Here is a 26,199-nt window from a genome sequence, read left to right as displayed (position 1 = left end):
GCTTCAGTCCTTCACCGTGATCGCTTGGGTGGGACACGACACCTGGGCGCCAATCAACTGCTGGCGCAGCGCCTCTGGTGCCTCCTCCTGCAGTACGTGCAGACCGTCCTCGCGCACGTCGAACACCTCGTGGCAGATGCTCATGCACACGCCGTTGCCGTCGCAGGTATCAAGATCTACCGAAACCTTCATCACACCTTCGCCTTTCGTGCTCCGTTGCCGGAAGTCTCGATCCCTTGGGTTTGATCCGGCGACTTCCCTTGGGATCGCGCCCGCTCCTTGGCGGCCTTCGCCACCGGCGAGTACGCCAGGTAGTCGATCGCCATCTGTGTGGACCCTTCGTCGTTCGGGTGGTGGCTGGGCCGCAGATACCGGACCGGCGTCGTCACCATCAGCTTCCACGGGCCCGGAAGCTTGTACTCGCGAGCGGCCGATAGCCAATCCCGCCAACGCCACTTTTGGTCGATGGTCGGGTCTTGGGCCATCAGGTAGCGCGCTCCCGCGACCCACCAGGCGATGAACAGCGGCGTGGTGAAGAACATCGAGAACGCCCTGATCCAGTAGTTGCCGCTGACGTGCTGGAAGACGTCGTACACCAGCGCGCGGTGCTCGACCTCCTCGGCCCCGTGCCAGCGCAACAGGTCGAGCATCATGGGGTCGGCCTTCGCGTAGTCCAGACCTCGGTTAGTCAGCACCCACTGGCCCAACATCGCCGTGTAGTGCTCAAGCGCGGCTACGTCGGCCAGGCGCCGATAGAGCCACCACCGCTTCATGGCCGGCGGAAACCACTTGGGCGGGTCGCCCAGCGTCATCGACAACAGCCTCCCGAGCCGATCGGTATACGGCTTGGTGTCGATCCCCTGCTCGGCGAGGTGGTCGAGCACCACCTGGTGGGCCCACGCATGCCAGGACTCCTGCTGGATGAACGGTTTGATCGCCGCCTCCAACTCCGGATCGTCGACCAGCGACGACGCTTCGAGAACGGCCTTGATGAAGTGGCGCTCGCCCTCGGGCAGCAGGAGGTGCAAGACATTGATCATGTGTGTCGAGAACGGGTCGTCGGGCACCCAGTGCAGTGGCGTCTCCGACCAGTCGAAGCGAACCATCCGGCGGTACATGGGATGGCCGTCGTGGTGAAGTTGGACCTCGGGCATCGAAAGCTCCCTCCCGGATTGTCTGCGAACAGCCGTTCACTCGGCCGCGTACCCACGCCTGCCGCCGGTTATGCGTACCGGCGGTACGAGGTTTCTGAGAGTTGCCTACCGAGGCACGGATGTCCCCGAGCGGCGCGTAATCGGCGCAGATAGGACGGGGTCGCTCGTCGCCGGCGCTTCCGACATTGACTCGACACGGTGAAGCGCAGAAACCGATTGGATATCGACTAGTACGCGCCACTTATGTTGACAAAAGTCACAAATTTAACATCACGCGATGCAGGATTTGTCGGCGAATGTGCGGCCGTCGCGCCCCATTCCCCGGCGCGATTTATTGCGCTACGCCATTCCCCTGGCGGTACTACCGGCGCTGTATGCGGCATCGACGAGTGTGGCCCGCCCTGCCGCAGCGGCCGTCCCTCCCAGATTGATCGACTTCGCCATGCGCCAAATCCCGGCGGACCACATTCGGGCCGCCGGCTACTCCGGCGTCATCAACTACGTTTCGCTATCGCGTCCCGGCTCGACCATGGGCGCCAAGCCGATCACACGGCCCTACGCCGAGCAGCTGACCGCCGCCGGGCTGATGATCGTGAGCAATTACCAATACGGCAAGCCGGGCGGGACGGCACCGTCGGACTTCAGGCGCGGGTTCGAGGGCGGCGTTGCCGATGCTCGCACCGCGTGGGATTTGCATACCGCGGCGGGTGGCGGTCAGAGTGCGCCGATCTTCTTCAGCGTCGACGAAGACATAAACCACGACACCTGGAACAATTTGGCGCTCAAGTGGTTTCGCGGAATCAATTCGGTATTGGGAGTGCAGCGCACCGGCGTCTACGGCGGTATCGATGTGTGCCAGTGGGCCGCGGCCGACGGCGTCATCGGCAATTCGCGCACCCCCGGCCACCGCTGGGCCTGGCAAACCAAGGCCTGGTCCCGGGGCCAGGTCGACCCTGCCGCCGTCCTCTATCAACGCGTGGTGAGTACGCCGTCGAATCCAGGTCCGGAAGTCGGGGGCCTCCAGGTCGACGTCAACGACGTCCTCGCCGCGGATTGCGGTCAATGGAACCTGCACCGGTGAGGCCGCATCCCGCTTGATCCGCCCATTATCACCGCCGTCACTCTTTCCCACACTCACGCCACCGGGCGATCACCTGGCCGGCGAAGTCCAGCATCTGGTCAAGGGTGGGGAACAATGCGAAGGCATCCACGATCGCCTCGTCGGCACCGGACTGGGCGAGGCGCTCGAGCTTGTCGGTGACGGAGTCAACTGACGTGCCCGGGTCGAGGTTGATCCGCATGGCCGTCTTCAGCGCGTCCGGATCGCGGCCGGCGTCCTTTGCCGCCCGGCGCGCAATCGACCACAAGTGGTCGGTGACCTCGTCCTGCAGCCCCTCGACCCCGAGCCAGCCGGTGCCGCTGCGGCCGACCCGGCGCATCGCCGCCTCGCTGGCACCGCCGATCCAGATGGGCGGACCGCCGGCCTGGACCGGGCGCAGGTCGGCATGAACCGGCGGCAGGGAGAAGAACTCGCTCTCCCAAGAAACCGGGTTGGTCGTCCACCACTCGTGCAGGAACGCCAGCAGGTCATCGAGCATCCTCCCGCGCCGGCTCCAGTCCGCGCCGCGGGCGATGTCGTGTTCGTCCTTCATCCATCCGATTCCCACGCCAACGTCCAGGCGGCCGTCGCTGAGCACGTCGAGCGTGGTCAGCAGACGGGCCAGGTGCACCGGCTCGTAGTAGAACGTGCTGAGCGTGCTGGCGTTGAGCCGCACCCTGTTGGTCGCGGTCGCGGCGACGGTCCAGAGCAGCACCGGGTCGAGGTAGCGGGTCATCTGCGGCGGGTACGGCTGCTCTTTGCCCGGATAGGTGCTGTGCATGTCGACCGGCGTGACCAGGCGATCGCCGACCCACAGTGTGTCGTAGCCGAGGTCCTCGAGCCCGCGGCAGAACGCGCCGAGACCAGCGGCGCCGCGGACGGCGGGCCCGACGATGGGAAGTGCGAAGCCAAGGTTCATCGCTCGAATCCCTTCGGTGATAAATCAACCATTACTTTGGGGGCGCGGGCGCCCTTTGCTCGTTCACTCCTGGGCCGGGCGGCTCAGCCGGCAACGGTGGCGCCGAGGGCGAAGTCGAAATTCCCCACCCCGTGGCGGGCGAGGCCCATCACGACCAGGCCCGTTCCTTCCAGCCAGTGCGCCATGTTCAAGCCGCCGACGTCGAGCGGGCGCAGCTCGAGGCTTTTGATGAACTCCTCCACGGCCGCCTTGGCCCGCGCGTCGTCGCCGGCGATGAAGACGTCGAGCGGCCGGCCCTGCGCCAGGACAGCGCCAAAGATGGTGTTGAAGGCCTTCACCACGCTGGCGCTGGCCGGGGCCGTCTTGGCGACTTCCTGCGCGATCGAGGTGTCATCGGGGATGGCCAGCCCGTCGGCCGCGGCATTGAAGGGGTTGCTGATGTCGACGATGACCTTGCCCGCGAGGGCGTCTCCGTACTGGGCGACAACCGGAACGACATCGGCGTACAACACGGAAACGATGACGATGTCCCCGGCCGGGACGGCGCCGAAATCCCCCGTCGTCGCGCTGCCGCCGAGGCTCTTGGCCAGGTCGGCGGCCTTGGACTGATCGCGGCCGATGATCTCGACGGCGTTGCCGCCCGCTACGGCCAGCGCGCCAATGGTACGAGCCATGTTCCCGGTCCCGATGATGCTGATGCTGCTCATGAGATGTCCTGTCCTGAACTAGTGGTCGGAATGGTTGATGCGTCCACCTTATGGGGATTTTGATGACACGTCAACCACTTACCGGTAGCATGGGGGCCAATGGAACCGAACTGGCTGAACCCTAGGGAAGACCGCGCCTGGCGGGCCTTCCAGCACGCGCACCATCAGCTCGACGTGCACCTGAACCGGGGCCTGCAGAAATCGGGACTGTCCGGGGCCGACTACGAGATCCTGGCGGTGCTTTCCGGCCACGACGGGGACCGCATGCCCGCCCGCGACCTGTGCAATGCACTGGGTTGGGAGAAGAGCCGTGTCTCACATCAGGTGCGGCGCATGCAGAAGGACGGGCTGATCTGTCGCGAGCCCAACCCCGACGACGCCCGCAGCACCATGGTCTGCCTGCTGCCTGCCGGCCGCGCCGCCATCGAGAAGGCGGCGCCCGGGCACGTGGAGGACGTCCGCCGGAACTTCATCGACCTGCTTACCCCGGCCGAGCTCGAGATGCTCGCCGCCCTGAACGAACGGGTCCTGCGCCACTTGGCCAAAGACGAAGACTCCGCGGCCGACGACGAGCCCGCATAGCCTCGTCAGCCCTGAGGTGATGCCGGGCACGTAACGCGGTGGTCGAACCTCCCGCGACGAATCGCGGACCCGTGAATATCTGTGGAGCTAAGGGGACTCGAACCCCTGACCCCCACACTGCCAGTGTGGTGCGCTACCAGCTGCGCCATAGCCCCAAGTCGTGCCAATCGAAGCTACACCACTGGCCACCGACGTTCAAAGCTGCTGGTCAGGCGGGCTCGAGCGCCGTCCGCGTCTCGGGCGCGGGCACCCAGGCGACGGCGGCGACCAACAGAACAACCCCACTGATCGCGAACGCCCAGCCGTAGCTCAGCCGCTCGGCGACCCAGCCGACCGCTATCGAGCCGACGATCGCGCCCAGATCCGACGCCATCTGCACCGCGGCCACCGGCGTGCCCGCGCGAGCCTCCCTGCCGAGGATGTCGGCGACGGCGGCCTGCATAGGAGACATGAAGATCCCCGTCGTCACGCCGGACACAAACCCCACGACCATGAACGCGGGCAGCGACGTCACGACGCCCAGCCCGGCGGTGGCCGCACCGGACGCCGCCAGACCGACAATCAACAACGTGCGCCGCCCCATCCGGTCGGACAAGTAGCCACTGGGAATGACGGCCACCGCATTGCCGGCCGCGAACGCCGCCAGCACCACGCCGATGACCCCGACGCTGCGGCCCATGACGTCGGAAATGAACAGCGGGACCAGCGCGACGCGCAGCCCAAAAGCCGACCAGCCCATCGCAAAATTGGACAACAGCGCCGACCGATACGCGCGGAACCCCAACGCTTCTCGGATCGTCACCGTCGATCGTGTCGGCGGCAAAGGTGCGGCCAGCGTCGAATTACGCAAGCCATAGAACAGCACCACGGCCACCACCAGCATTGCGGCACCGTAGACGATGAAGGGAGCCGTCAGCCCCCAGCCCGCCGCCAGGGCGCCGACCGCCGGCCCACCGACCGCGCCGATCATGAACGAACTGGTAAAAATGCCCGCGATTCGCCCGCGGGCGTCGGGCGGGCTGATGTGGATCATCAACCCCAAGGCCGCGACGTAAAACAGCGTCGAACCCAAGCCGCTGAGGGCGCGAAAAAACAGGAGTTGCCAGTACGCCCGCGAGAACGCGCACGCGGCAGTGGCCAACCCCACGATCAGCAAACCACCGATGTAGATCCGCCGTTCACCCAACCGTTGCGCCAACAGTCCGCTTATCGGTGCGAAACACAGTCGGGTCAACGAGAAGACGGTGACCAAGAAAGTCACCGCCTCGATGCTGACCCCGAAGGTGCGGGCGAAGGCGGGCATTGCCGGCGAAATGACGCCGTAGCCCAGTGCCACCATGATGTTGGCCCAGCTGAGGATCCACACTTCGCGCGGAAGCCGCGCAGCAGAAGAGCCGCGTCCCCCCGGGCGGGCAAGTCGGAGGGAACAAGTCACCCAATGACTTTATTAACTACCTCGCGCGCGGTTTCCTGCACCTCCACCAAATGCTCGGGTCCGTTGAAAGACTCGGCATAAATCTTGTAGACGTCTTCGGTGCCCGACGGCCGCGCAGCAAACCACGCGTTGGCGGTCGTCACCTTTAATCCGCCCAACGGCGCGCCGTTGCCGGGCGCGGTGGTGAGTTTCGCGGTGATCGGCTCGCCGGCCAATTCGGTGGCGGTCACCTGCTCGGGTGAGAGCTTGGAAAGCCGCGCTTTCTGGTCGCGATCGGCAGGCGCGTCGACTCTGGCGTAGAACGGCGTCCCGTACTCGGCGGTCAGCTCCTGATAGCGCTGCGACGGGGTCAATCCGGTGACGGCCAGGATCTCGGAGGCCAGCAGCGCCAGGATGATGCCGTCCTTGTCGGTGGTCCACACCGAGCCGTCGCGCCGCAGGAACGACGCGCCCGCGGATTCCTCGCCGCCGAACCCGATGGTGCCGCCGATCAGGCCGTCGACGAACCACTTGAAGCCGACCGGGACCTCGAGGAGCTTGCGGCCGATGCCGGCGACCACCCGGTCGATGATGGACGAGCTGACGGCGGTCTTGCCGACGGCGATGCCGTCCGGCCACGACGGCCGGTTGGTGTACAGGTAATCGATGGCGACCGCCAGATAGTGGTTGGGGTTGAGCAGCCCACCGTCGGGCGTGACGATGCCATGCCGGTCGGAGTCCGCGTCGTTGCCGGTGGCGATCTGATAGCTATCGCGGTTGGCAATCAACGAGGCCATCGCGTCCGGTGAGCTGCAGTCCATCCGGATCTTGCCGTCGTGGTCGAGCGTCATGAACCGCCATGTCGCGTCGACGAGCGGGTTGACCACGGTCAGGTCCAACCCATGCCGCTGCGCGATCTCGCCCCAGTAGTCCACGCTCGCCCCGCCGAGCGGGTCCGCACCGATCCGCACCCCCGCCGCGCGGATCGCGTCGATGTCGACCACGTTCGGCAGGTCGTCGACGTAGGTGCCGAGATAGTCATAACGCTGGACGGCATCCAGCGCTCGCGCGAACGGCACTCGCTTCACCCGGGCGCCGTCGCGGAGAATTTCGTTGGCGCGCTTGGCGATTGCGTTCGTAGCGTCGGTGTCCGCGGGCCCGCCGTTGGGCGGGTTGTACTTGAAGCCGCCGTCGGGAGGCGGGTTGTGCGACGGCGTCACGACGATGCCGTCGGCCAGCGCGTCGGTGCGGCCGCGGTTGTAGTTGAGGATCGCGTGGCTGACCGCCGGTGTCGGCGTGTAGCGGTCGGCATTGTCGACGACGGCCACTACATCATTGGCGGCCAGCACCTCCAGCGCCGAGACCCATGCCGGCTCGGAAAGGCCATGCGTGTCCCGGCCGATGAAGAGCGGGCCCGTGGTGCCATGTGCGGCGCGGTACTCGACGATGGCCTGGGTGATCGCGACGATGTGGGCCTCATTGAACGCCCCGTTGAGCGCGGAGCCGCGATGGCCCGACGTGCCGAACACCACCTGCTGTGCGACGTCGTCGGGGTCGGGCTGAACCGAGTAGTAGGCCGTCACCAGGTGCGGCAGGTCGACGAGGTCTTCGGGCTGGGCCGGCTGACCGGCGCGAGGGTGGGCCATGGTTACCAATTCTGCCCGCGGCGCACGTCGCCGACCTGTCAGGTACTTTTCTGACGTCCCGGATTCACCCACCCGTAAATCCTGCACAGGGGAAAGGGATCACGTGGCGCACGACTATCGCGAACTGGCCGCGGTCTTCGCCGGCGGGGCGCTGGGCTCGCTGGCCCGCGCCGCCCTGGGCGTCCTCGCCGCGGGCGACCCGGCGAGGTGGCCGTGGCCGACCTTCACGGTGAACATCGTCGGCGCCTTCCTGGTCGGGTACTTCACCACCCGGTTGCTCGAACGGTTGCCGTTGTCGAGTTATCGGCGTCCCCTGCTCGGCACCGGGTTGTGCGGTGGGCTCACGACGTTCTCGACGATGCAGGTCGAGACGCTCAGGATGGTCGAGCACGGCCACTGGGCATTGGCCGCCGGCTACACCGCCACCAGCGTCGTGTTGGGACTGCTGGCCGTACACCTGGCCACCAAATTGGTGCGCCGGGTCCGGGTCCGCGGATGACGGCCGGCGCGGTCACGACGGTCGCGGTGTGGGTCGGTGTCGCGCTGATCGGCGGCGTCGGCTCGGTGCTGCGCTTCGTCGTCGACCGCGCGGTGGGCCGCCGGGTGGCCCGGTCCTTTCCGTTCGGCACGTTGGCCGTAAACGTCAGCGGCGCAGCGCTCTTGGGCTTTCTCGGGGGCCTGGTGCTGAGCAAGGAAGCGGCCCTGCTGGCCGGCACCGCGTTCGTAGGCGCCTACACCACTTTTTCCACCTGGATGCTGGAAACTCAACGGCTCGGCGAGGAGCGCCAGGTGCGCGCGGCAATCGCCAACATCGTCGTCAGCGTCGCGCTCGGCGAGGCGGCCGCGTTCTTGGCGCAGCGCATCGCCGAGCAGCTCTGAGTCAGCCGCCGGGCACGTCGTCGGGCGTGCGGGGCAGCGCGTAAAGCGCCATCCGCCGGTTCGACATGTCGTGCTCACCGAGGAAGACGCAGCCGCCCCGTTCGCAGAACGTGCGCGCCAGGACGTTGCGGTGATCCGGATCGAACATGATGCGCCGGCATTGCGGATCGAGGCCCAGGATGCTGCCCACCAGGTAGGGCAGCAGGTAACTGACGTGGCCCCGCTTGATGTAGTCCAGATCGGCGACCGCGACGTGCAGGCCCAGATCGTGGGGATCGTAGTCATAGCGGTCAGCAATGGAATCCTTTGCCGCCCGGTACAATTCGATGTAGGCACGAGGCATCGCGTACAGCGTGGCGATGAAGGGCCGGGAGAACCCGCCTTCGAGTTGCGCCCTCAGGTAGCGGTGCCAGCGGGTCACCGGCCAGGCGGACTCCCACGCTTCGGCCAGGTGCGGCCGATTCATCCACTCGGCGACCATCTCCGCGTCGGCGTCCGGATCGGCCAGACGCAACCCGTACGGCTCGGGCAACGCCGGTATGGGCGGGGGCGGGACGGCGCGGACCTCATCGGGGATCTCGGTCAACTCCCGCGGCAGTATCGGGTCGTCCTCGCTCACGCGGGCGCCCCTGCCATCCACCGTTCGGCCAGGGCCGAAACCCATTCGGCGGCCGCAGCGGGCCGCTCGGGCGGCGCCGCGACCAGAACCAATTCGTCGATGCCCAGATCGGCGAGGGCGCCGACATCACCGACGCCCGGATCGCGCAACGCCACCGAGAGCCGCAACTGCCCACGATCACGCCCCGCCTCGGCGCATAGCCGCTCCAATTCGGCGAGCCGGTCGTGCACGGCTTCGACGCCGTCGAGGTTGAAGCCGTACCAACCGTCAGCCCACGTCGCCGCCCGCCGCAGCGCCGAATCACTATTGCCGCCAACCACTATCGGGATGTGGCGGTCGCGCACCGGCTTGGGGTTGACCCGAATCGAGTCGAAGCTGACGAAATCGCCGTCGAACGAGGCGATGTCGTCGCGCCACACCGCGCGCATCGCGGCAACGTATTCGGCGGTGCGCTCGGCCCGACGGGCGAACGGCACCGAAAGCGCGGCGAACTCCTCCCTCGACCAGCCGACGCCGATCCCCAGGGTCAGCCGCCCGCCGCCGAGCCGGTCCAGGCTGGCGGCCTGCTTGGCCACCACCACCGGATTGTGCTCGGGCAACAGGAGCACGCCCGTCGCCAGCCCGATCCGGGACGACGCCGCCGCGGCGAAGCTCAGTGCGATCATCGGGTCAAGCCAATCCGCTTGTGCGGGAACGGCGATGACGCCGTCTTCGGAGTAGGGATAGCGGGAGGCCGGTCGGTCGACCATGACGACGTGTTCGCCGGCCCACAGCGTGGCGAAGCCGCAGTCGTCCGCGGTCGACGCGACGGCATCGATCACGGCGCGATCGGCGCCGGCGCCGATCCCCAGGGCGTGCAATCCCAGCCGCATCGCACGATCGTCTCACGCGCTCAGTGGCTTTTCAGCAGCTCCGCGAGGACGGCGGCATGGCTGATGTCGGGGTCGCGGGTCGCGGTGACCAGGGTGACGACGCCGCGCCGGGCCAGCTCGCGCAGCTCGTCGAGCGCCGGGTTGTCGTCGAGTTCCGCCTCGTAGCGCTTGGCGAATTCGTCGAAGTGTTCTGACCGGTGGTGATACCACTCGCGGAGGTCCTTGGACGGCGCGACGTCCTTGGACCAGATCCCCACCCTCGGGTCGCCCTTGCGCACTCCTCGCGGCCACATGCGGTCGATGAGCACGCGCTGGCCGTCGTCGGGGCCGACGTCGTCGTAGACCCGCGCCACCCTGATCCGGCTCTGGCCGCTCACACCCGCCAGCGTAGCGGCGGGCCTGTCGGTGGTTCCGGTTAGCATCGCACGTATGTTCGAAGAATTGGCGGTCATCGACCCGTCGGCCGACGAATCGGCGCTGATCGAGCGCATCGCGGAGCTGGAGGCGGCCAAGTCGGCGGCCGCCGCCGGGCAGGCCCGCGCGACGGCCGCGCTGGACGCGGCGCGTCGAGCTGCCGAGGCGGCTGCCGGCGTATCCGCGGCGCGGCGCGGCCGGGGCATGGCCACCGAGGTCGCGCTGGCGCGCCGCGATGCCCCGGCTCGGGGCTGCCGGCACCTGGGCTTCGCCAAAGCCCTCGTGCACGAGATGCCGCACACGTTGGCGGCGCTGGAGCGCGGGGTGCTGTCGGAGTGGCGGGCGACGCTGATCGTGCGCGAGAGCGCCTGCCTCGACGTCGAGGATCGCCGCGCGTTGGACGCGGAACTGTGCGCCGAGCAGGCGAACCTGGACGGCATGGGCGACGCGCGGGTGGCCGCGGCCGCCAAGGCGATCGCCTATCGCCTTGACCCGCATGCCGTCGTCGACCGGGCGGCCAGGGCAGAGCGGGAGCGCACGGTGACCATCCGGCCCGCGCCCGACACGATGACGTATCTCACCGCGTTATTGCCGGTGGCCCAGGGCGTTTCGGTGTACGCGGCGCTCCGCCGCGAGGCGGACACCCGCGGCGACGGCCGCTCACGCGGGCAGCTGATGGCCGACACCTTGGTGGAACGGGTCACCGGCCGCAGCGCGGCGGCCCCCACCCCGGTCGCCGTCAACCTGGTGCTCTCCGACGACACGCTGCTTGGGGGCGCCAACGCGCCGGCGGACATCTGCGGCTACGGCCCGATCCCCGCGGCGGTGGCGCGCGCGATGGTCAGCAGCGCCGTCACCGACCGGCGCTCGCGCGCGACGCTCCGCAGGCTCTACGCGCACCCCGGGCCGGGGCGCTGGTGGCGATGGAGTCGCGGGCACGGATCTTTCCGCGCGCGCTGGCCGCGTTCATCGAATTGCGCGACCAACGTTGCCGCACCCCGTATTGCGACGCGCCCGTCAGGCACCGCGACCACGCGCAGCCGTGGGCCGACGGCGGTCCCACCACCGCGGACAATGGTCTGGGCCTATGCGAGGGCTGCAACTACACCAAGGAAGCCGCGGGGTGGCGGGTGAGCGCCGCCGTCGACGAAAACCACACTCACACCGCGCAATTCACCACTCCCACCGGAAAGAGCTACCGATCGACGGCCCCGCCGCGAGCGCCCGTGATCACGGTCAGCGAGGTGGAATTCCGCATCGGGGTCTCCATCGCGCGCCATGCGGCCTAGGCACTGTTCAGGATTGGCCGGTGAGGCGCTCCACGTCGACGACCTCGCCGCGGTTGATGCTGACCCAGTCGCGTCCGTCCAGGTAGGGGCGCAGCGCGCGGCCGATCAACTCGGCGTCGGCCGGTGTCTTGGGCCGTTGCAACTCGTACACGTGGGGCAATTCGGCCATCCCGGTGACGACGTTCCACAGCGTCAGGGCCTCGGGCCCGGTCGGCGGGTCCACCAGTACCGGACCGAACAGGCACTGCCCCGACAAAAACAGTGTCGGCACCCCGTAGCCGCCCGCGTCGACGACCCGGTGGTGGTCGTGGTGGATCTCGTCGTGGGTGGTCGGGTCGTCGAGCGCCGCATCGAGGAGCGACGGTTCGGCGCCGATCTCGCCCAGCAGGCGGCGCGCAACCGCGGGGTCGTGCGGTTTGCCGCCCAGCGTGTGCAGTTCGCGTCCGATGGCGGCGTACCACCGGTCCAGCAGCGCCATGTCCGTTCGGCGCAGCAGCGCGCCGATCCGCATCAACGACCACCCGTAGGACCACTCCCGCTCCCAGGGGTGCTTCTGGCCCTCGGACCGGTTGATCTCCTCGAGGCTGAAAAATCGCCAGTCGACGGTGATGCCGAGTTGCTCGCGAACGTCGCGGATCCACAGCGAGGTCTGATAGGCGAACGGGCACATCGGATCGAAATGAAAATCCACCACGACGCTCATCTCGGACCCGCTTTGTCGCTCAGTAGTGATAGGTGTCCGACGGCGCGGGGGAATGATCCCGTTCTTCGTCGTCGAAGTCCGACGATTCTATGTCGTAGGCGCGGGCCAGCTCGAGGATCTTCGTGGCCCTGGCAATCCGCGGCAGGTCGGACCCGTTGCGGATCTCTCCCCCGTCGCGTTCGAACTCGGCGAAAAACTCTTTCGCCCAAGAAATTTCGTCCTGTGATGGCGACAGACCCTCGTTCACCACGCCGCATTGGTCCGGGGTGAGGCAGATCTTGCCCGTCATCCCGAATTCCACGGAGACGGCGGTGGCCTCGATCAACTTCAGGGCATTCGAGCCGATCGTGGGCCCGTCGATGGCGCTGGGCAGACTCGCCGCCTTGGCGGCGATGGTGAACCGGGACCGGGCGTAGGCCAGCGTGCTGGGGTCTTCTCCGAAGCCGGTGTCGCGGCGGAAGTCGCCGATGCCGAAGGCGAGCCGGAAGGTGCCCTTAGCCGCGGCGATCTCGGTGATGCGCTCCAGGCCGCGGGCCGTTTCCACTAGCGCCACGATCGGCACGTTGGGCAGCCGTTGCGCCGTCTCGGTGACGTGGTCCACCGATTCGACCATCGCCAGCATCACCCCGCCCACCGGTGTGCCGGACAGCGCGGCGAGGTCGTCCGCCCACCACGGGGTGCCGAAACCGTTGACGCGGACCCAATCGGTGTTGCCGGCGCCCAGCCAGCTCACCACGTTGTCGCGGGCGGCGTGCTTGTCTTTGGGGGCGACGGCGTCCTCGATGTCGAGCACGACGATGTCGGCCCGGGAGTGCGCCGCGGATTGGAACCGGTCAGCGTGCGCGCCGTTGACCAAGAGCCAGCTCCGGGCCAAAACGGGATCGATGCGGTAGCCAATGACGTCGTCGGGCTCCGTCGCGCTGCTGTTGACCTGGTCGTACATTCGTCTCTCGGGGTTATCGATATCGGACTGGTGCCTTAACCGTAGCGATGTCCCCCAACGGGCGGTCGGGTATGCCCCCCGGGCACAGAAATGGCTGGGCCGCCCGGGCGGAGGAACCCCTCGCCCGGGCGGCCTGGCTTTGAATGCTCGGCTAGTTGATGCCGACAACCTCCTGCGCGATCGCGGCGACACGCGTCTGGGCGGCCGACACGACCCGCTGGCGATTCTTGTTCGCCTCTTCGTAGGCGATGATGGCCCGCACGTCGCTCGGATTCGCAAGCTCCTTCACCTCGGCGACGGCCTCGCTGACGTTCAGCTCGTCGTAGTTGGCGATGGGCAGCTCGTCGGCGTCGAGGACCCCCACAGCGGCGCGTGCCGCATGCAGGGCGTCGGCCGTCTGCCGGGCACCTTCGCTGCGGGTGACCTTCTCGGCCGCCTCGAGCGCGGCGTTGCGCGACGCGGTGAGCGCGCGGGTTGCCACGTCACCGGCGTGCGCACCCCGGCTCACCAGCTCGTTGAACGTCGGCCGGGCCGAGCGCAGCGCGTCCGCGGCCCTGTCGACGCCCCGGACCGACCATTCGACCGGCAGGTTGACCAACTTCACCGCGGTTCCGGCCGCGGCCTGCAGCGGCGTGCGGCGCAGCGCGGCCGGGCCGCCGAGGGCGTCTTCGGCCAGCACGGTGGTCAGCCAGTCCACGGTCGCCGAATGCGCCGTGATCAGCCGCGTTGCCAGGCTCTCGACCTCGGGAAGCTCGGCCGCGACGGCCAGGGCCTTCAGGTAGCGGGACCGGTCCAGCAACTGATCTTCCAGCGCGAGGTCGCCCAGGAGCGCCTCGTCGAACGGCTGGGCCTGCTCGGTCAGCGCCTTGACCGCGGCCGCGGCCCGGCCCAGGAACGGCCCGACGATGTCGGGGACACCGCCGAGCCCACGGATCGCCTTCTCGATCGCCTCGGACCGCTCGCGGGCGTTGGACGCGTTCTGCGTGAGCTCACGCTGAACGGCCTCGGTACGTGCCTGCGCGATGCGGGTTTCCGCGACCTGGATCTCGGTGTTGGTCAGCTGGTGAAGCGCACGCAACTGCGCCAGCACCGTCGTCTTGTCCGATGAAGTCATCGAAAAATTCGCCTCCTGCGTTGATTGTGTGGATCGGCACGAAAGCGCCTTTCTAGCGGCTACCCGTTCGACCCTCGGCAGATAACATCCAATCCGGCGTGTGACGCAGATCGCTTTCGCGCCCGGCCACGTATCGTCGTGGTCGGCCCGGCCGGCAAACGAAAGTTGTTGCCTACTCAGATCTTTGGAGAGACGGCGGCCGACCTGCTGGCGGGGCACACAGGGCCCGTTTAGCCCCCTACGCAGCGGGTATGCGTGGCGAAGGCGCACACAGCCCACAGTGCGCAACCGAATTCGCAGAAACACTGGAGGTATCGGCGATGGCCGACATGATTGTCCAGTCGCCCGAGGAAGTCGTCGCATTCCTGAAGGCGCAGCACAACCTCATCGAGGACCTGTTCGACGAGGTGCTGCACGCATCCGATCCCCAGGCACGGGAAAAGCCGTTCGCGACGCTGCGTCAACTGCTGGCCGTGCACGAGACAGCCGAGGAAATGGTCGTGCACCCGCGCGTGCGCCGGGAGTCCGACGCCGGCGACGCGATCGTCGACGCTCGACTCACGGAGGAACACCAGGCCAAGGAGTTGCTTTCGAGCATCGAAGACCTCGACGTCACCTCCCAGCAGTTCATCGACGAGTTGAAAAAACTTCGCGAGGCCGTGCTGGACCACGCGCAGCACGAGGAAAGCGAGGAGTTCCCCGTGCTGCAGAAGGAAGTTGACGAAACCGACCTCAAGCGGATGGGGGTGGCGGTGCGCGCGGCTCAGGCCATCGCGCCGACGCACCCGCACCCCGGCGTGGAGTCGGCGAAGATGAACTTCGCCCTCGGACCGTTCGCGTCGATGCTCGACCGCGCCCGCGACCTCATCGGCCAGGCCCTCGGCTCGTAATTCGCCGTAGGCTCGTTGAGGTGAGTGTCGCCCCGGATATGACGGTCGCCCTGCAGGACCGGTTCTTCCGCGCATTGCCGGAGATGGCCGTCCGGTGGCAGGCGGAGCCGCCGGCCGAGCCGCGGTTGCTCGCCCTCAACGAGCGGCTCGCGGAGGAACTAAGCCTGGACGCCGACTGGCTGCGAAGCCCGGACGGGTTGCGCTTCCTGGTGGGCGACCTGCTCCCCAGCGACGCCGTTCCAGTGGCCCAGGCCTACGCCGGGCATCAGTTCGGGGGCTTCGTCCCCCGCCTCGGTGATGGTCGCGCCCTGCTGCTCGGCGAGCTCGCCGACGGCGACGGACGCCTGCGCGACATCCACCTGAAGGGCTCCGGGCCGACACCGTTCGCGCGCGGCGGCGACGGCCTGGCGGCCGTGGGGCCCATGCTGCGCGAGTACATCGTCAGCGAGGCGATGCATGCGCTCGGGGTGCCGACCACGCGATCGTTGGCCGTCGTCGGCACCGGCCGTCCGGTCCTGCGCGAGGCCGAACTCCCCGGGGCGGTGCTGACCCGCGTGGCCAGCAGCCACCTGCGCGTGGGCAGCTTCCAGTTCGCCGCCTCCACCGGCGACATCGACCTGCTGCGGCGCCTCGCCGACCACGCGATCGCCCGCCACCATCCCAGCGCCGCGAGCGCCGACCGGCCCTATCTCGCGTTGTTCGAGGGGGTGGTCGCCGTTCAGGCGGCGCTCGTCGCGCGGTGGATGCTGATCGGGTTCGTCCACGGGGTGATGAACACCGACAACATGACGATCTCCGGCGAGACGATCGACTACGGGCCGTGCGCCTTCATGGAGGCCTATGATCCCGACACGGTCTTCAGCTCCATCGACTTTTGGGGCCGTTACGCCTACGCCAACCAGCCCGTCGTCGCCGGCTGGAACCTCGCCCGGTTCGCCGAGACGCTGCTTCCGCTGCTCTCCGAGGATCTCGAGCAGGCGGTCGCGCTCGCGGAGACGTCGTTCGGCGTCTTCCAGCGCGAGTACGACGCCGTGTGGTCATCCGGGATGCGCGCCAAACTCGGTGTGCCCGACGCCGAGGACGGCGCCTCGGCCGCCCTGGTCGACGAGTTGCTCGCCCTGCTCAAGGACAGCCACGTCGACTACACCTCGTTCTTCCGCCTGCTCGGTCGGGCGGCGCGCGGCGACGCAGAGCCCGCGCGGGGCGTGTTCGTCGACCTCGCCGGCTTCGACGCGTGGCTTTCGCGCTGGCAGGCGCTGGGCCCCGACGCCGATGTCATGGACCGCGTCAACCCGGTCTACATTCCGCGCAACCACCTGGTGGAGGAAGCTCTGACCGCGGCGACCGCGGGTGATCTGGGCCCACTCGAGCAACTCCTCGCCGCGGTGACGTCGCCCTATGGCGAACGGCCGGGCCTGGAGCGCTTCGCCAGCCCGGCCCCGGAGGACTTCGGCAAGTACCAAACGTTCTGCGGCACTTAGCCTTACGACAACTTGGCGGACTCGGCCTGCAGCTCGTCGAGGCGCCGCAGCGTCTCGTCGCGCGGCTCGGTGGGCAGTTCCACCAGCAGGTGCTGCAACCCGAGAGCGCGGTAGCCCTCGAGCTCTTCGGCCGTCGGCGCGCCGCCATGGAAGCTGATCACCGGAACGTCCGGACCGGCCACGCCGCGCAGCTGCTCCAACTGGGGCGCCAAGACGTCAGCCGACGGTGTCATCGACAGCCAGCCGGCATGCAGCCGGGCGATGCGTTTGAAGCCCGCGGGCCCGCCGCCGAAGTACAGCGGCGGATAGGGCTTCTGCGCCGGCTTGGGCCAACTGTAGAGGGGCCCGAAGTCGACGAATTTGCCGTGGAATTCCGCCTTTTCGTGCGTCCAGATCTCGATCATCGCGTCCAGCCGCTCGTCGACCACCCGTCCGCGAACCGACGGGTCGACCCCGTGGTTGGCGATTTCCTCGCGCAGCCAGCCCACACCCACTCCGAACCGGAAGCGGCCCCGCGACACCAGATCCAGCGACGCCACCTCTTTGGCCAAGTGAATCGGATCGCGCTGGGGAACCAGCGCGATCCCGGTGCCCAGGACCAGCCGCTCGGTGGCGGCAGCCGCCGCGGTCAACGCGACGAACGGATCCAGGGTGCGGTAGTACTTCGGCGGGATAGGACCGCCTGCCGGATAGGGCGTGACGTCGCCCGCCGGAATGTGGGTGTGCTCGGCGAGGAACAGCGACTCGAATCCACGCTGTTCCAGCGCCTGCCCCAGCTCCCCCGGGCCGATCCCCTCATCGGTTACGAATGTCAGTACGCCTAAACCCATGGCGTCCAGTCAACCGCATCTACCTTGTTCCGGCGACCACCTGGCCGCGATCCGGGCCTCACTGCGCCGGTTCCTCGCTCCCCCGCGTGGTCCGGCGCGTCGCGCCCCACAGCCCCACGCCGATGCCGACGACGGCGCCACCCAGGCCGATGATTCGTTGCGACGGTCTCAGCTCTTGGTGGACGCTCATGCCGCCGAGCAGGTCCGCCGCGTCGGCACCGCCCGACGCCAGGAACCAGCCGCGGGTGTTCTTGCCGCGCAACGCCGCCGCGGCGAGCAGCCCACCGATCAACGCGTCGCGATATCCCATGGACCGCAACAACAGTCGCGCCGTCGGCGTCGGTTCCTCCGGATCCCCCCAGAATCGGTTCGCGCTCAAGGGGTCGACGAGGAACCAGACGCCGGAGGTGAGTCGGATACTGCCCGCCAGAAGTGCCGCTCGGTCGATTGACATGCCCGGCAGCCTAGGAGCAAACCGCTCCTCCGCGCACGGGTTTACCCCAACGGCGGTCACGGAGCCGGGCAGGCGTGGGCGATTTGGATGGAGGCGGGCCACAATGCCGTGGTCAAGCCGAAGGCCACGGCGTCGGCTCCCGTAGGGAACACCGCCTCCACCCGCGCCTGAATCTGTCCAGCCTCGTCGGGGTGAAAAACGGTCCACGCGAACCCGATACACAGGTATGGGATCGCCATCCACAGGGCCAGTTCGATGAGCGCGCCGACCCGGACCTGGTATCGCATGGTGCGCCGAAGCAGATCCACGGTCACTCCAGCGCGGGATCGGGTAGGCCGCACAGCCAGCACAGGGTGGCGAGGCCGTCGGGTGTGCCGGGCCAGTGCCTGGCCAGCGCATCGGGTCCCGCGATGCGGCTGATCCAGCGCAGCACCAGGCCGACGATGACCACGTCGTCGGCGAATCCGATCACCGGAATGGCATCAGGTATCAGGTCGATCGGTGAGACGACGAACGCGATCAACGCGACCAACACGACGCGGATCCGCCGCGGCAGTTCTTGATCGGCTGCGAGGCGTTTCAGCAGCCGAAGTACGTCGGGCAACAGCCGCACCAGGTCTTGCAATCTGGCCTTGGGCCTCAGCAGCCAGAAGGTGACGGCGAGGATCAGCCAGATCACCACGAACGCGCTCAGGATGCCCAGCGCGATCATCCACCAGTCGGGCCACATCTAGTCCATCTTGGCGGGACAGGCTGCCGCGTGCCAGCCCGGCTGCGAACGCCTGGCCTTGCTACGCCGCACCGGGCGGCGGAAACGGAATCCAGGGGAACATTCCGGTGTTGGTCGGAGGCGGCGGTGCCACCGTGTCCGGTTCCCCAATGTGCTGGGGGCAGTAGGCGTTCACCGCGCTGGTCGTGAAGCTGGTCGCCTCCGCCACCGTGAACCCGGCGTTCTCCGAGGACACGCTTTGGATGACAGCGGCTTTGGAGTGACCCTGGTCCATCAGTGCGCAGGCCTTCTTGCCCACCCGAATGGCGACGGCGCCGTCCTTGTAGGGAACGCCGGCCTGATCGAGCGCCGCCAAGAAGCTCGCATCGGGATTGCCGGCCGGATCGGCCCGCGCGGGCGTGGCCGCGCCGATGACGGCGGCGAAGCTCGCCAGCGCCAGAAGCATCCGCACCGTCTCAGCCTTCTACAGATGTTCGGCGTTGTCCTGTCGACCCGTTGCCGACCCCGTTAAGCAAACATTTTCCCAGGGCCCGGGTGTGGTACACAAGGCTTATGCCCGCGCCGAACCGTCAACCTGGTTGAGGGCGCCGTGGGCGACGATCGACTGTTGATCCTTGGGCGAACGTGCTGGCGTCTGGAGCGTGCCGACCGGTTCGGTCACATCATCGACGCGGCCGATTATTTCCGGCATGTCAAGACGGCGATGTTGCGGGCCCGGCACCGGATCGTGCTGATCGGTTGGGATTTCGACGCCAGGATGACGTTCGAACGGGGGGTCAAGACCCTTCCCGGCCCGAATCAGCTGGGCGCCTTTCTCTATTGGATGCTCTGGAAGCGGCCCGAACTCGAGATCTACCTATTGAAGTCCAATCTGCGTCTGCTGCCGGCCTTCGACGGCATCTGGTTCGGGCTGACTCCGGTGGCGCTGGTGAACCAGATCAGCAGCAGGCGAATCCACTTCGCGATCGACGGGGCCCACCCCACCGGCTCCGTCCATCACCAGAAGATCGTGGCCGTCGACGACTCCGTGGCGTTCTGCGGCGGGATCGACCTCACCATCGATCGATGGGACACCCGCGCACACGACCATGACGGTCCTGTTCGTCGGACGTTGGGACGCAGCTATGGGCCGCGGCACGACGTCGCCGCGGCGGTCGATGGCGCGGCCGCACGGGCACTCGGCGAGCAAGCCCTTCAACGGTGGCGGACGGCGACCGAGCAGTCGTTGCAACCGGTCACCGCCAAGCACACCGCGTGGCCCAGCAAACTCAAGCCGGCGCTGCGCGGCGTTGACGTGGGAATCGCTCTGACCCTGCCGGAACTCGGCCGGCGCCCCGAGACCCGGCAGGTCGAGGCGCTCAACCTGGCGGCCATAGCGGCGGCACGGGATTCGATCTATCTGGAGAACCAATATCTGGCGTCCCGGCGCATCATCGACGCGCTGGCCGCGCGGCTGAAGGAAGACGACGGGCCGGAGATCGTCATCGTCATTGCCCGCCGGGGGAACAACCCCCTCGAGCGGGGGACGATGGATTCGGCACGTCACCGGCTCATCCAGGTGCTGTGGGCCGCGGACGAGCATCGGCGGCTTGGCATCTACTGGCCGGTGACCGATGGCGGGGCGCCGATCTATGTCCACTCGAAGGTGGTGGTGGTGGACGACCGGCTCCTGCGCATCGGGTCATCGAACCTCAACAACCGATCGATGGGTTTCGACAGCGAATGCGACCTGGCCGTCGAGGCGGAGCCGGCTAGCCCCGAAGGCGATCGCGTGCGCGCCCAAATCACAGCGCTGCGAAGCCAATTGGTGGCCGAACACCTGGGAGTCACCGTCGGTGAGTTCGACGGCGCGACGCACGAACGCGGGTCGGTCCTCGCGGCCATCGAGGCCCTTCGCGGAGACGGCAAGACGTTGCGGCCGTTCACGGAGGGCACCGTGGCCGACGAAGCGGGCCCGCTGGCGGAGAACGAGCTCATGGATCCCGACCACGTCCCGCGATCGTTGACCCGAAGCGTGCAGCGATTCATCACCGGGTTGAGGGGTTGAGTTGAGGCCTACCCGGCTTAATCTGGACCGGGACGAAGGGCGAGTGCCAATGAACATCGACGACTCCGTCACGACGCTGGAAGACCTCAGGGGCGATCTGGCGCAGCGGTACAGGCGGACACCGACCGGCGGGAGTTCGGTCGACAGCAAGGTCGTCGACGCCGACATGGCGGCTATCGACCGCGACGGCTACGTGATCTGGCACGATCTGCTGACTCCCGAGCAATGCGACGAGATCCGCGAGGTCACTCAACCCTGGCTCGGGCACACGGGCCGCAATTCCTTCGAGGGCCGGCGCACCCAGCGCATTTACAGCCTGCTCAGCAGAACCCGGATGTGCGACGGGATCGTCGATCATCCGCGGGTGCTCGCGGTGCTCGATCGGCTGCTGATGCCCAACTACCTGCTTTCGGCCTTGCAGGCCATCAACATTCAGCCGGGAGAGGCCGCGCAGCTGGCCCACCACGATGACGGGTTCTACCCGATTCCGCGGCCCCGCGAACCCCTGGCGGCGGCGACGATCTGGGCCATCGACGACTTCACCGCCGACAACGGCGCCACCGTCCTCTATCCCGGCAGCCATCGCTGGGGCAAGCGCCGGCCCGGGCCGGACGATCGGGCCCTGCCCGTCGTGATGCCCGCCGGCTCGTGCGTCTTCTTCGTGGGCACGCTCTGGCACGGCGGGGGCGCCAACAGCACCGACCGCGACCGTCTCGCCGTCACCGCCCAGTACTGCCAACCCTGGCTGCGGCCGATGGAAGCCTTCACGCTGTCGATATCGCGCGAGACCGCGCGGGCGGTCTCCGACGACATTCGCCGCATGCTGGGCTACAGCATTCATCCGCCGTTCGTGGGCGCGGTCGACGGGCTGCACCCGCTGCGGCTGTTGGACAGCGACTCATAACTCCCAGTTCCGTTTGCCGCTGACACCCGCCAGGGACGGCTCTTGGGCCGGGCGGCTCTCGACCTCGATCGCCTGGCTGCGGCTCAGCGCGACAGCGGAGGCCGCCATCGCCGAGACCGCGACCAACAGCGCCAGCGCCGTCGAGCCGCCGACCGTCAGGTGTTCACCCAGCACCGCCACACCGAGCAGGACCGCGACCACGGGCTCCCCCACCAACATGATCGGCACCGACGCCTGCAACGCACCGGCGTGGAACGCGGAGTTCTGCACCACCGTCACCGCCACGGCCAGGCCGACCAATATGTATGGGGCGGGGACCGTCAGCAGCCCATGCCAACCGCCGACGGCGAAACGGTGCGTGCAGATCTTCGTCAACACGGCGATCATGCCGAGCAGGACCGCCACGGCGACCGCAAGCAGCATCGCCCGCGCACGGCCGATCGCGCGGCCGGCCGCCATCACGCAGACGACCAGCAACGGCACCGTCACCAGCAGCGTCAACGTCCACGCCGGTACCGCCGGACGGCTGTCACCCTCCCGGGGCTGACCGACGAGCACGAAGGCCGCCAGCGCGCCGGTCAGCAGCGTCGCCCAACCCCACTGGACCGCGCTGATGCGCTGGTCGCACAGCCGGGCGCCCAACGGCAGCGCGAACAGCAGCGAGGAAACCAGCAGCGGCTGGACCAGCAGCAGCGACCCGTGGGCCAGCGCGACGGCCTGGAACACGTAGCCCGCAACGGCGGCGACCAGGCCCGCCCACCACAACGGTCGCCGGACCATGGTCGTCACCATCGTCCCGGACATGCCCTGATCAGCGGGAACCTCCTGGGCGGCGCGCTGTCGAACGACGATGCCGACGGCCGCCCAGAACGCAGACAGCAACGCCGAAAAGATTGCGACCGCATGCGATTGCACCCACCCCATGCCCGCACGGGTACCCGGGGCGTCGGCGCGGCTAACTGCGCCGGGAGCGAACTACCTCATACGTCGTAGTAGAGGGCGAATTCGTATGGGGTGGGCCGGAGGTTGAACGGCGCGATCTCGTAGGTGCGCTTGTAGTTGATCCACGTCGCGATGACGTCGGGGGTGAAGACCCCGCCCTCGGTCAGGTATTCGCTGTCTTCCTCCAGACGGTCGATCACCGCCGACAGCTGCGTGGGTGCCTGCGGGATTTCCGCGGCCTCCTCCGGCGGGAGCTCGTAGAGGTCCTTGTCGACCGGCGGAGGCGGCTCGATCTTGTTCTTGATGCCGTCCAGCCCGGCCATCAACTGGGCCGCGAAGGACAGGTAGGGGTTGCCCGACGAGTCGGGGCACCGGAATTCCAGCCGCTTGGTCTTCGGATTGTTGCCGGTGATCGGGATGCGCACGCACGCCGACCGATTGCGCTGGCTGTAGACCAGATTGATCGGCGCCTCGAAGCCGGGAACCAGGCGCTTGTAGGAATTCACGGTCGGGTTCGTGAAGGCCAGCAACGACGGGGCGTGGTACAGCAAGCCGCCGATGTAGTGGCGGGCCATGTCGGACAGGCCGGCGTATCCCGTCGCGTCATACATCAGCGGCACGCCGTCCTTCCACAGCGACTGGTGACAGTGCATCCCGGAACCGTTGTCGCCGAACAACGGCTTGGGCATGAAGGTGACGGTCTTCCCGGCCTGCCACGCGGTCTGCTTGACGATGTACTTGTACATCTGGTGGTCGTCGGCCGCATGCAGCAACGTGTTGAACTTGTAGTTGATCTCGGCCTGGCCGCCACTGCCGACTTCGTGGTGGCCCTTCTCCAGGGAGTAACCGGCGTTGGTCAGGTGGGTGAGGATCTCGTCGCGCAGATCGACATAGTGATCGGTCGGCGCGACCGGGAAATACCCGCCCTTGGGACGGACCTTGTAGCCGAGGTTCGGGCTGCCATCCGCCTCGGCGTCCTCTCCGGTGTTCCACCACCCGGACGCCGCATCGACCTTGTAGAACGATTCGTTGGTGCTCGAGTCGAAGCTGACCGAGTCGAAGATGTAGAACTCGGCCTCCGGCCCGAAGTAGGCGGTGTCCGCGATGCCGGAACTGATCAGATAGTTCTCGGCCTTGCGGGCGATGTTGCGCGGATCGCGCGAGTACACCTCGAGGGTGAACGGGTCGTGCACGAAGAAGTTCACGTTCAGCGTTTTGCGGGCGCGGAACGGGTCGATCGTTGCGGTCTCGGGGTCGGGCAGCAGGACCATGTCGGACTCGTGGATCGACTGAAACCCGCGGATCGAGGAACCGTCGAAGGCCAGGCCTTCCTCGAAGACGCCTTCATCGAAGGCGTAGATCGGAATCGTGAAGTGCTGCATGGTGCCCGGCAAGTCACAGAAGCGGACGTCGACGTACTCGATGTTCTCGTCCCTGGCGAGCTTGAAAATATCGTCGGGCGTCTTCTCGGACACGCAACGCTCCTTAGCTTGATCGTCGGCAGTGGCGTGCGAGCGCTTTCTACGCCCTGACTATTTCGCCCGCGTCACCACCGCGAGTCGAACCTGTTGCGTCACAGAAAGACAGGCGATTGACCGCACGGCCGCCGGGTTCCGGTGGCACTTCCCAGCGCCTTGGCCGATAGTCATATGGACCATCCAGCCGCAGCAGAAGTAGGAGTAGTCATGCCACGCAACACAACCGGCGGTCATCCGGCGACCAGCCGTGGCGATCGACGCGCGTAAGAATCGAACGTAGCCCCGCGCAATGGGCGAGCTGTTTCAGTTTCACCGCGAGATCATCGTCAGCGGTGACGACGCGCTGTCGAAGACGATCGCCGAGGAATTGAGGGGCGCGGGCGCGCGAATCATCAAGATCAACACCGCCGCCGACCTCCTCGGGGCCGGCGTGCATCGGGCGCGTGCCGTCGTGTGCGCGGGCCCCAACGACGCCGTCAACCTCGAAATCGCCTTGCTGGCAAGGGAGTTCAGTCCAAACGTGCGGGTGGTGGCCCGGCTGGCCAACGACGTGCTGCGCGAAGCAGTGGTCGCCGTCAACGGACCCGGCGCGATCTTGGACGTCGCCGACCTCGCGGCGCCGTCGATCGTCGAGGCCGTCCTGTCCCGCAACGCGCACCAGTTCGACACGGCCGGTATCGAATTCGTCGTCTGGGGATCCGAGGCGCCCTACAACGCGACGCTCCGGGAGATCTACGCCGACCTGGCACCGGTCGCGGTGGTGCACGGCAAGAATTCACCCGCACCCGGCGAGGTGGTGCCATGCCCCGGACGAGATCTGCGGGTCTACGCCGGCGACTGGACGTCGATGATCGGCGTGAAGGACGAATTGGACGCCCGCGGAATCACGTTGCCTCCCCCGGCCGCGACGCGCGCTCGCCACTCCCCGGTGCGGCGGGTCATCGACGCGGTGCGCGCCATCCGGGACGAAGTGAACCCCATGCTCTTCCCCTCGCTGGCGTTCGCGCTGTGTCTCACCCTTGGCTCGACGGCGGTGGTGCACTTCGCCTATCACAACCCCCGAATGTCGTGGATCGACGCCCTCTACTTCGCCTCCGAGACAATCACGACGGTGGGCTATGGCGACTTCACCTTCGCCCAACAATCCACCGCCCTGCGGCTATTCGCGGTCTTGTTGATGTTCGGCGGCGCGAGCGTCACCGCCATCCTCGTCGCGTTCCTTGCCGACCTCCTCCTGTCGCGCCGCTTCGTGCAATCGGCCGGACTGCGGCGCGCACGCCACATGCGCGACCACGTCGTCGTCGTCGGGCTGGGTTCCATCGGGTTCCGGGTCGTCAGCGATCTGGCCGCGGCCGGCTACGACGTGCTGGTCATCGAGCCGGACGAGGGCAACCGCTTCCTGCCGACCGTGGCCGACCTCGACGTGCCGGTGATCTTCGGGGATCCGACGATGCGCCAGACCCTGGAATCGGCGCGCGTCGATCGCGCCCGCGGGGTCGCGCTGGTGACACAGGACGACATGAACAACATCGAGACGGGAATCGTGCTGCTCGAAATGCTGGGTTCCGACACGAGGGTGCCCATCGTCATGCGAGTTCAGGGCCGCGCGCTGGGCACCGCCGTGCATCGGCGGTTCGGTTTCGAGAACGTGCGGTCGATAGTCGACCTCGCGGCGCCGTGGTTCATCGGCGCAGCGATGGGCTTGCAGGTGCTCGGCACGTTCTGGGTCGGCCAGCGCTCCTTCATGGTCGGCGGAATGCTGGTGGCGGCGGGCAGCGAACTCGACGGGCTGCGGATGATCGATCTGTCCACGCAGACGCGCGTCATCGCGATCACACGGCCGGAAGGTCCGGTCAGGTTGCGCCCGCGCCGCGACGCCCGCCTGAAAGCCGGTGACACCGTCTATCTCATCGGCCCCTACCGGGAACTGATCGCGACGCTGCGCAAGGGCCAGCCTCCGCCAATGACCACGATCAACGGCGAGCGCGCCGTGGCTTTGGCGGCCGCACGGTCGACGCGCCGGCCAGATGCGCGTGCGCCACGGTGGGCGCCCGACCCGGACGGTTAACGAACGGCCAAAAGCCGCGCC

28 protein-coding genes, 1 tRNA gene and 1 pseudogene are annotated in these 26,199 nt (G+C 67.6%); 10 read left to right on the top strand and 20 right to left on the bottom strand.

Annotation, left to right across the window (positions count from 1 at the left end):
* Window positions 1–3: 3 nt before the first annotated feature.
* Both A5691_RS07960 and A5691_RS07955 read right to left on the bottom strand, forming a co-directional pair.
* A complete protein-coding gene (locus tag A5691_RS07960; RefSeq protein WP_067757081.1) occupies window positions 4–192 on the bottom strand; it encodes a ferredoxin in 189 nt (62 codons plus the stop codon).
* Window positions 192–1,154 carry a metal-dependent hydrolase gene (locus A5691_RS07955; protein WP_067756872.1) on the bottom strand — a complete coding sequence of 321 codons (963 nt, stop codon included), beginning with the start codon at window positions 1,152–1,154 and terminating at the stop codon, window positions 192–194. The genes A5691_RS07960 and A5691_RS07955 overlap by 1 nt, the downstream gene beginning before the upstream one ends.
* Before the next feature lie 277 nt (window positions 1,155–1,431).
* Here A5691_RS07955 and A5691_RS07950 point away from each other — a divergent pair, with 277 nt between their 5' ends.
* Window positions 1,432–2,235, top strand: coding sequence for a DUF1906 domain-containing protein (locus tag A5691_RS07950; RefSeq protein ID WP_068015398.1), 804 nt, complete (start codon window positions 1,432–1,434; stop codon window positions 2,233–2,235).
* Between the two features lie 37 nt (window positions 2,236–2,272).
* On the opposite strand, the gene A5691_RS07945 is transcribed toward A5691_RS07950, so the two are convergent.
* Both A5691_RS07945 and A5691_RS07940 read right to left on the bottom strand, forming a co-directional pair.
* The gene (locus tag A5691_RS07945) at window positions 2,273–3,172 is read right to left on the bottom strand and encodes a TIGR03619 family F420-dependent LLM class oxidoreductase (protein WP_067783962.1); all 900 of its coding nucleotides are present in this window, start codon (window positions 3,170–3,172) and stop codon (window positions 2,273–2,275) included.
* 83 nt (window positions 3,173–3,255) lie between these two features.
* Entirely contained in the window at window positions 3,256–3,879 is a 624-nt protein-coding gene (locus A5691_RS07940; protein WP_068015395.1) for an NADPH-dependent F420 reductase, read from the bottom strand.
* Window positions 3,880–3,978: 99 nt separating this feature from the next.
* Between A5691_RS07940 and A5691_RS07935 the strand changes: the two genes are divergently transcribed.
* Window positions 3,979–4,461, top strand: a complete 483-nt coding sequence (locus A5691_RS07935) for a MarR family winged helix-turn-helix transcriptional regulator (protein WP_067756884.1) — start codon at window positions 3,979–3,981, stop codon at window positions 4,459–4,461.
* A gap of 82 nt (window positions 4,462–4,543) precedes the next feature.
* On the opposite strand, the gene A5691_RS07930 is transcribed toward A5691_RS07935, so the two are convergent.
* The 3 genes from A5691_RS07930 to pgm form a co-directional block, all read right to left on the bottom strand.
* Window positions 4,544–4,616: transfer RNA gene (locus tag A5691_RS07930), tRNA-Ala, on the bottom strand.
* Window positions 4,617–4,669: 53 nt separating this feature from the next.
* Window positions 4,670–5,821 carry an MFS transporter gene (locus A5691_RS07925; protein WP_368664939.1) on the bottom strand — a complete coding sequence of 384 codons (1,152 nt, stop codon included), beginning with the start codon at window positions 5,819–5,821 and terminating at the stop codon, window positions 4,670–4,672.
* Between the two features lie 71 nt (window positions 5,822–5,892).
* Window positions 5,893–7,521, bottom strand: coding sequence for a phosphoglucomutase (alpha-D-glucose-1,6-bisphosphate-dependent) (gene pgm, locus A5691_RS07920; RefSeq protein ID WP_068015392.1), 1,629 nt, complete (start codon window positions 7,519–7,521; stop codon window positions 5,893–5,895).
* Window positions 7,522–7,624: 103 nt separating this feature from the next.
* Between pgm and crcB (A5691_RS07915) the strand changes: the two genes are divergently transcribed.
* Both crcB (A5691_RS07915) and crcB (A5691_RS07910) read left to right on the top strand, forming a co-directional pair.
* Window positions 7,625–8,020 (top strand): fluoride efflux transporter CrcB, encoded by a 396-nt coding sequence (crcB, locus tag A5691_RS07915; protein ID WP_068015389.1) that lies wholly within the window; start codon window positions 7,625–7,627, stop codon window positions 8,018–8,020.
* The gene (gene crcB / locus A5691_RS07910; protein ID WP_067756893.1) at window positions 8,017–8,400 is read left to right on the top strand and encodes a fluoride efflux transporter CrcB; all 384 of its coding nucleotides are present in this window, start codon (window positions 8,017–8,019) and stop codon (window positions 8,398–8,400) included. Before crcB (A5691_RS07915) ends, crcB (A5691_RS07910) begins: the two co-directional genes overlap by 4 nt.
* Window position 8,401: 1 nt before the next feature.
* On the opposite strand, the gene A5691_RS07905 is transcribed toward crcB (A5691_RS07910), so the two are convergent.
* The 3 genes from A5691_RS07905 to A5691_RS07895 are packed head-to-tail and all read right to left on the bottom strand — an operon-like array spanning window position 8,402 to window position 10,268.
* The gene (locus tag A5691_RS07905; RefSeq protein WP_082950198.1) at window positions 8,402–9,019 is read right to left on the bottom strand and encodes a GNAT family N-acetyltransferase; all 618 of its coding nucleotides are present in this window, start codon (window positions 9,017–9,019) and stop codon (window positions 8,402–8,404) included.
* Entirely contained in the window at window positions 9,016–9,891 is an 876-nt protein-coding gene (locus A5691_RS07900) for an LLM class F420-dependent oxidoreductase (protein WP_067785503.1), read from the bottom strand. The genes A5691_RS07905 and A5691_RS07900 overlap by 4 nt, the downstream gene beginning before the upstream one ends.
* A gap of 20 nt (window positions 9,892–9,911) precedes the next feature.
* On the bottom strand, window positions 9,912–10,268 hold the full coding sequence (locus tag A5691_RS07895) for a DUF488 domain-containing protein (RefSeq protein ID WP_067891679.1): 357 nt from the start codon (window positions 10,266–10,268) through the stop codon (window positions 9,912–9,914).
* Window positions 10,269–10,320: 52 nt separating this feature from the next.
* Here A5691_RS07895 and A5691_RS07890 point away from each other — a divergent pair.
* Window positions 10,321–11,594: pseudogene (locus A5691_RS07890) on the top strand (DUF222 domain-containing protein).
* Between the two features lie 7 nt (window positions 11,595–11,601).
* On the opposite strand, the gene A5691_RS07885 reads toward A5691_RS07890, so the two are convergent.
* The 3 genes from A5691_RS07885 to A5691_RS07875 all read right to left on the bottom strand — a co-directional run bounded on the left by A5691_RS07885 (window position 11,602) and on the right by A5691_RS07875 (window position 14,354).
* The gene (locus A5691_RS07885) at window positions 11,602–12,297 is read right to left on the bottom strand and encodes a DsbA family protein (protein WP_067756906.1); all 696 of its coding nucleotides are present in this window, start codon (window positions 12,295–12,297) and stop codon (window positions 11,602–11,604) included.
* 19 nt (window positions 12,298–12,316) lie between these two features.
* The gene (locus tag A5691_RS07880; RefSeq protein WP_067756909.1) at window positions 12,317–13,240 is read right to left on the bottom strand and encodes a CoA ester lyase; all 924 of its coding nucleotides are present in this window, start codon (window positions 13,238–13,240) and stop codon (window positions 12,317–12,319) included.
* Window positions 13,241–13,391: 151 nt separating this feature from the next.
* A complete protein-coding gene (locus tag A5691_RS07875; protein ID WP_067782486.1) occupies window positions 13,392–14,354 on the bottom strand; it encodes a hypothetical protein in 963 nt (320 codons plus the stop codon).
* Between the two features lie 320 nt (window positions 14,355–14,674).
* On the opposite strand from A5691_RS07875, the gene A5691_RS07870 reads away from it, so the two are divergent.
* Entirely contained in the window at window positions 14,675–15,244 is a 570-nt protein-coding gene (locus A5691_RS07870) for a hemerythrin domain-containing protein (protein WP_067756915.1), read from the top strand.
* A 38-nt stretch (window positions 15,245–15,282) separates the two neighbouring features.
* On the top strand, window positions 15,283–16,725 hold the full coding sequence (locus A5691_RS07865; protein WP_197499076.1) for a YdiU family protein: 1,443 nt from the start codon (window positions 15,283–15,285) through the stop codon (window positions 16,723–16,725).
* 2 nt (window positions 16,726–16,727) lie between these two features.
* On the opposite strand, the gene A5691_RS07860 is transcribed toward A5691_RS07865, so the two are convergent.
* The 5 genes from A5691_RS07860 to A5691_RS07840 form a co-directional block, all read right to left on the bottom strand.
* Window positions 16,728–17,555, bottom strand: coding sequence for an LLM class F420-dependent oxidoreductase (locus A5691_RS07860; protein ID WP_067756922.1), 828 nt, complete (start codon window positions 17,553–17,555; stop codon window positions 16,728–16,730).
* Window positions 17,556–17,613: 58 nt separating this feature from the next.
* Window positions 17,614–18,009 carry a DUF4267 domain-containing protein gene (locus A5691_RS07855; RefSeq protein ID WP_067756925.1) on the bottom strand — a complete coding sequence of 132 codons (396 nt, stop codon included), beginning with the start codon at window positions 18,007–18,009 and terminating at the stop codon, window positions 17,614–17,616.
* Window positions 18,010–18,065: 56 nt separating this feature from the next.
* Window positions 18,066–18,296: a hypothetical protein gene (locus A5691_RS07850; protein WP_067756928.1), complete on the bottom strand. Its 231-nt coding sequence runs from the start codon at window positions 18,294–18,296 to the stop codon at window positions 18,066–18,068.
* A 23-nt stretch (window positions 18,297–18,319) separates the two neighbouring features.
* Window positions 18,320–18,739 (bottom strand): YkvA family protein, encoded by a 420-nt coding sequence (locus A5691_RS07845; protein ID WP_067756931.1) that lies wholly within the window; start codon window positions 18,737–18,739, stop codon window positions 18,320–18,322.
* A 61-nt stretch (window positions 18,740–18,800) separates the two neighbouring features.
* Window positions 18,801–19,184 carry a DUF732 domain-containing protein gene (locus A5691_RS07840; protein WP_082950194.1) on the bottom strand — a complete coding sequence of 128 codons (384 nt, stop codon included), beginning with the start codon at window positions 19,182–19,184 and terminating at the stop codon, window positions 18,801–18,803.
* A 144-nt stretch (window positions 19,185–19,328) separates the two neighbouring features.
* Here A5691_RS07840 and A5691_RS07835 point away from each other — a divergent pair, with 144 nt between their 5' ends.
* Window positions 19,329–20,786 carry a phospholipase D-like domain-containing protein gene (locus tag A5691_RS07835; protein ID WP_067782483.1) on the top strand — a complete coding sequence of 486 codons (1,458 nt, stop codon included), beginning with the start codon at window positions 19,329–19,331 and terminating at the stop codon, window positions 20,784–20,786.
* Window positions 20,787–20,835: 49 nt separating this feature from the next.
* Window positions 20,836–21,690 carry a phytanoyl-CoA dioxygenase family protein gene (locus A5691_RS07830; RefSeq protein WP_067756940.1) on the top strand — a complete coding sequence of 285 codons (855 nt, stop codon included), beginning with the start codon at window positions 20,836–20,838 and terminating at the stop codon, window positions 21,688–21,690.
* Here the strand turns inward: A5691_RS07830 and A5691_RS07825 are convergent.
* Complete coding sequence (locus A5691_RS07825; protein WP_067756943.1) at window positions 21,685–22,614, bottom strand: DMT family transporter; 930 nt, start codon at window positions 22,612–22,614, stop codon at window positions 21,685–21,687. The two genes, A5691_RS07830 and A5691_RS07825, sit on opposite strands and share 6 nt — an antisense overlap.
* A gap of 56 nt (window positions 22,615–22,670) precedes the next feature.
* Window positions 22,671–24,107, bottom strand: coding sequence for a type I glutamate--ammonia ligase (gene glnA, locus A5691_RS07820; protein WP_067756944.1), 1,437 nt, complete (start codon window positions 24,105–24,107; stop codon window positions 22,671–22,673).
* Window positions 24,108–24,399: 292 nt separating this feature from the next.
* Here glnA and A5691_RS07815 point away from each other — a divergent pair, with 292 nt between their 5' ends.
* Window positions 24,400–26,178, top strand: a complete 1,779-nt coding sequence (locus A5691_RS07815; protein WP_082950193.1) for an NAD-binding protein — start codon at window positions 24,400–24,402, stop codon at window positions 26,176–26,178.
* Window positions 26,179–26,199: the final 21 nt, after the last annotated feature.

The sequence above is a fragment of the Mycobacterium sp. E183 genome, assembly GCF_001667735.1.
Lineage (GTDB): Bacteria > Actinomycetota > Actinomycetes > Mycobacteriales > Mycobacteriaceae > Mycobacterium.
This window is presented reverse-complemented; position numbering and strand designations above follow the sequence as displayed.

What these genes read in the sequence shown, in the direction of transcription:
- A5691_RS07825 (WP_067756943.1), bottom strand. Translation starts at nt 22,614, where the DNA reads ATGGGGTGGGTGCAATCGCATGCGGTCGCAATCTTTTCGGCGTTGCTG.
- A5691_RS07885 (WP_067756906.1), bottom strand. Translation starts at nt 12,297, where the DNA reads ATGAGCGTCGTGGTGGATTTTCATTTCGATCCGATGTGCCCGTTCGCC.
- A5691_RS07955 (WP_067756872.1), bottom strand. Translation starts at nt 1,154, where the DNA reads ATGCCCGAGGTCCAACTTCACCACGACGGCCATCCCATGTACCGCCGG.
- A5691_RS07960 (WP_067757081.1), bottom strand. Translation starts at nt 192, where the DNA reads ATGAAGGTTTCGGTAGATCTTGATACCTGCGACGGCAACGGCGTGTGC.
- A5691_RS07830 (WP_067756940.1), top strand. Translation starts at nt 20,836, where the DNA reads ATGAACATCGACGACTCCGTCACGACGCTGGAAGACCTCAGGGGCGAT.
- A5691_RS07875 (WP_067782486.1), bottom strand. Translation starts at nt 14,354, where the DNA reads ATGACTTCATCGGACAAGACGACGGTGCTGGCGCAGTTGCGTGCGCTT.
- A5691_RS07865 (WP_197499076.1), top strand. Translation starts at nt 15,283, where the DNA reads ATGACGGTCGCCCTGCAGGACCGGTTCTTCCGCGCATTGCCGGAGATG.
- A5691_RS07850 (WP_067756928.1), bottom strand. Translation starts at nt 18,296, where the DNA reads ATGCGATACCAGGTCCGGGTCGGCGCGCTCATCGAACTGGCCCTGTGG.
- A5691_RS07940 (WP_068015395.1), bottom strand. Translation starts at nt 3,879, where the DNA reads ATGAGCAGCATCAGCATCATCGGGACCGGGAACATGGCTCGTACCATT.
- A5691_RS07870 (WP_067756915.1), top strand. Translation starts at nt 14,675, where the DNA reads ATGGCCGACATGATTGTCCAGTCGCCCGAGGAAGTCGTCGCATTCCTG.
- A5691_RS07845 (WP_067756931.1), bottom strand. Translation starts at nt 18,739, where the DNA reads ATGTGGCCCGACTGGTGGATGATCGCGCTGGGCATCCTGAGCGCGTTC.
- A5691_RS07855 (WP_067756925.1), bottom strand. Translation starts at nt 18,009, where the DNA reads ATGTCAATCGACCGAGCGGCACTTCTGGCGGGCAGTATCCGACTCACC.
- A5691_RS07950 (WP_068015398.1), top strand. Translation starts at nt 1,432, where the DNA reads ATGCAGGATTTGTCGGCGAATGTGCGGCCGTCGCGCCCCATTCCCCGG.
- A5691_RS07840 (WP_082950194.1), bottom strand. Translation starts at nt 19,184, where the DNA reads ATGCTTCTGGCGCTGGCGAGCTTCGCCGCCGTCATCGGCGCGGCCACG.
- A5691_RS07900 (WP_067785503.1), bottom strand. Translation starts at nt 9,891, where the DNA reads ATGCGGCTGGGATTGCACGCCCTGGGGATCGGCGCCGGCGCCGATCGC.
- A5691_RS07935 (WP_067756884.1), top strand. Translation starts at nt 3,979, where the DNA reads ATGGAACCGAACTGGCTGAACCCTAGGGAAGACCGCGCCTGGCGGGCC.
- A5691_RS07880 (WP_067756909.1), bottom strand. Translation starts at nt 13,240, where the DNA reads ATGTACGACCAGGTCAACAGCAGCGCGACGGAGCCCGACGACGTCATT.
- A5691_RS07860 (WP_067756922.1), bottom strand. Translation starts at nt 17,555, where the DNA reads ATGGGTTTAGGCGTACTGACATTCGTAACCGATGAGGGGATCGGCCCG.
- A5691_RS07815 (WP_082950193.1), top strand. Translation starts at nt 24,400, where the DNA reads ATGGGCGAGCTGTTTCAGTTTCACCGCGAGATCATCGTCAGCGGTGAC.
- crcB (WP_067756893.1), top strand. Translation starts at nt 8,017, where the DNA reads ATGACGGCCGGCGCGGTCACGACGGTCGCGGTGTGGGTCGGTGTCGCG.
- A5691_RS07945 (WP_067783962.1), bottom strand. Translation starts at nt 3,172, where the DNA reads ATGAACCTTGGCTTCGCACTTCCCATCGTCGGGCCCGCCGTCCGCGGC.
- pgm (WP_068015392.1), bottom strand. Translation starts at nt 7,521, where the DNA reads ATGGCCCACCCTCGCGCCGGTCAGCCGGCCCAGCCCGAAGACCTCGTC.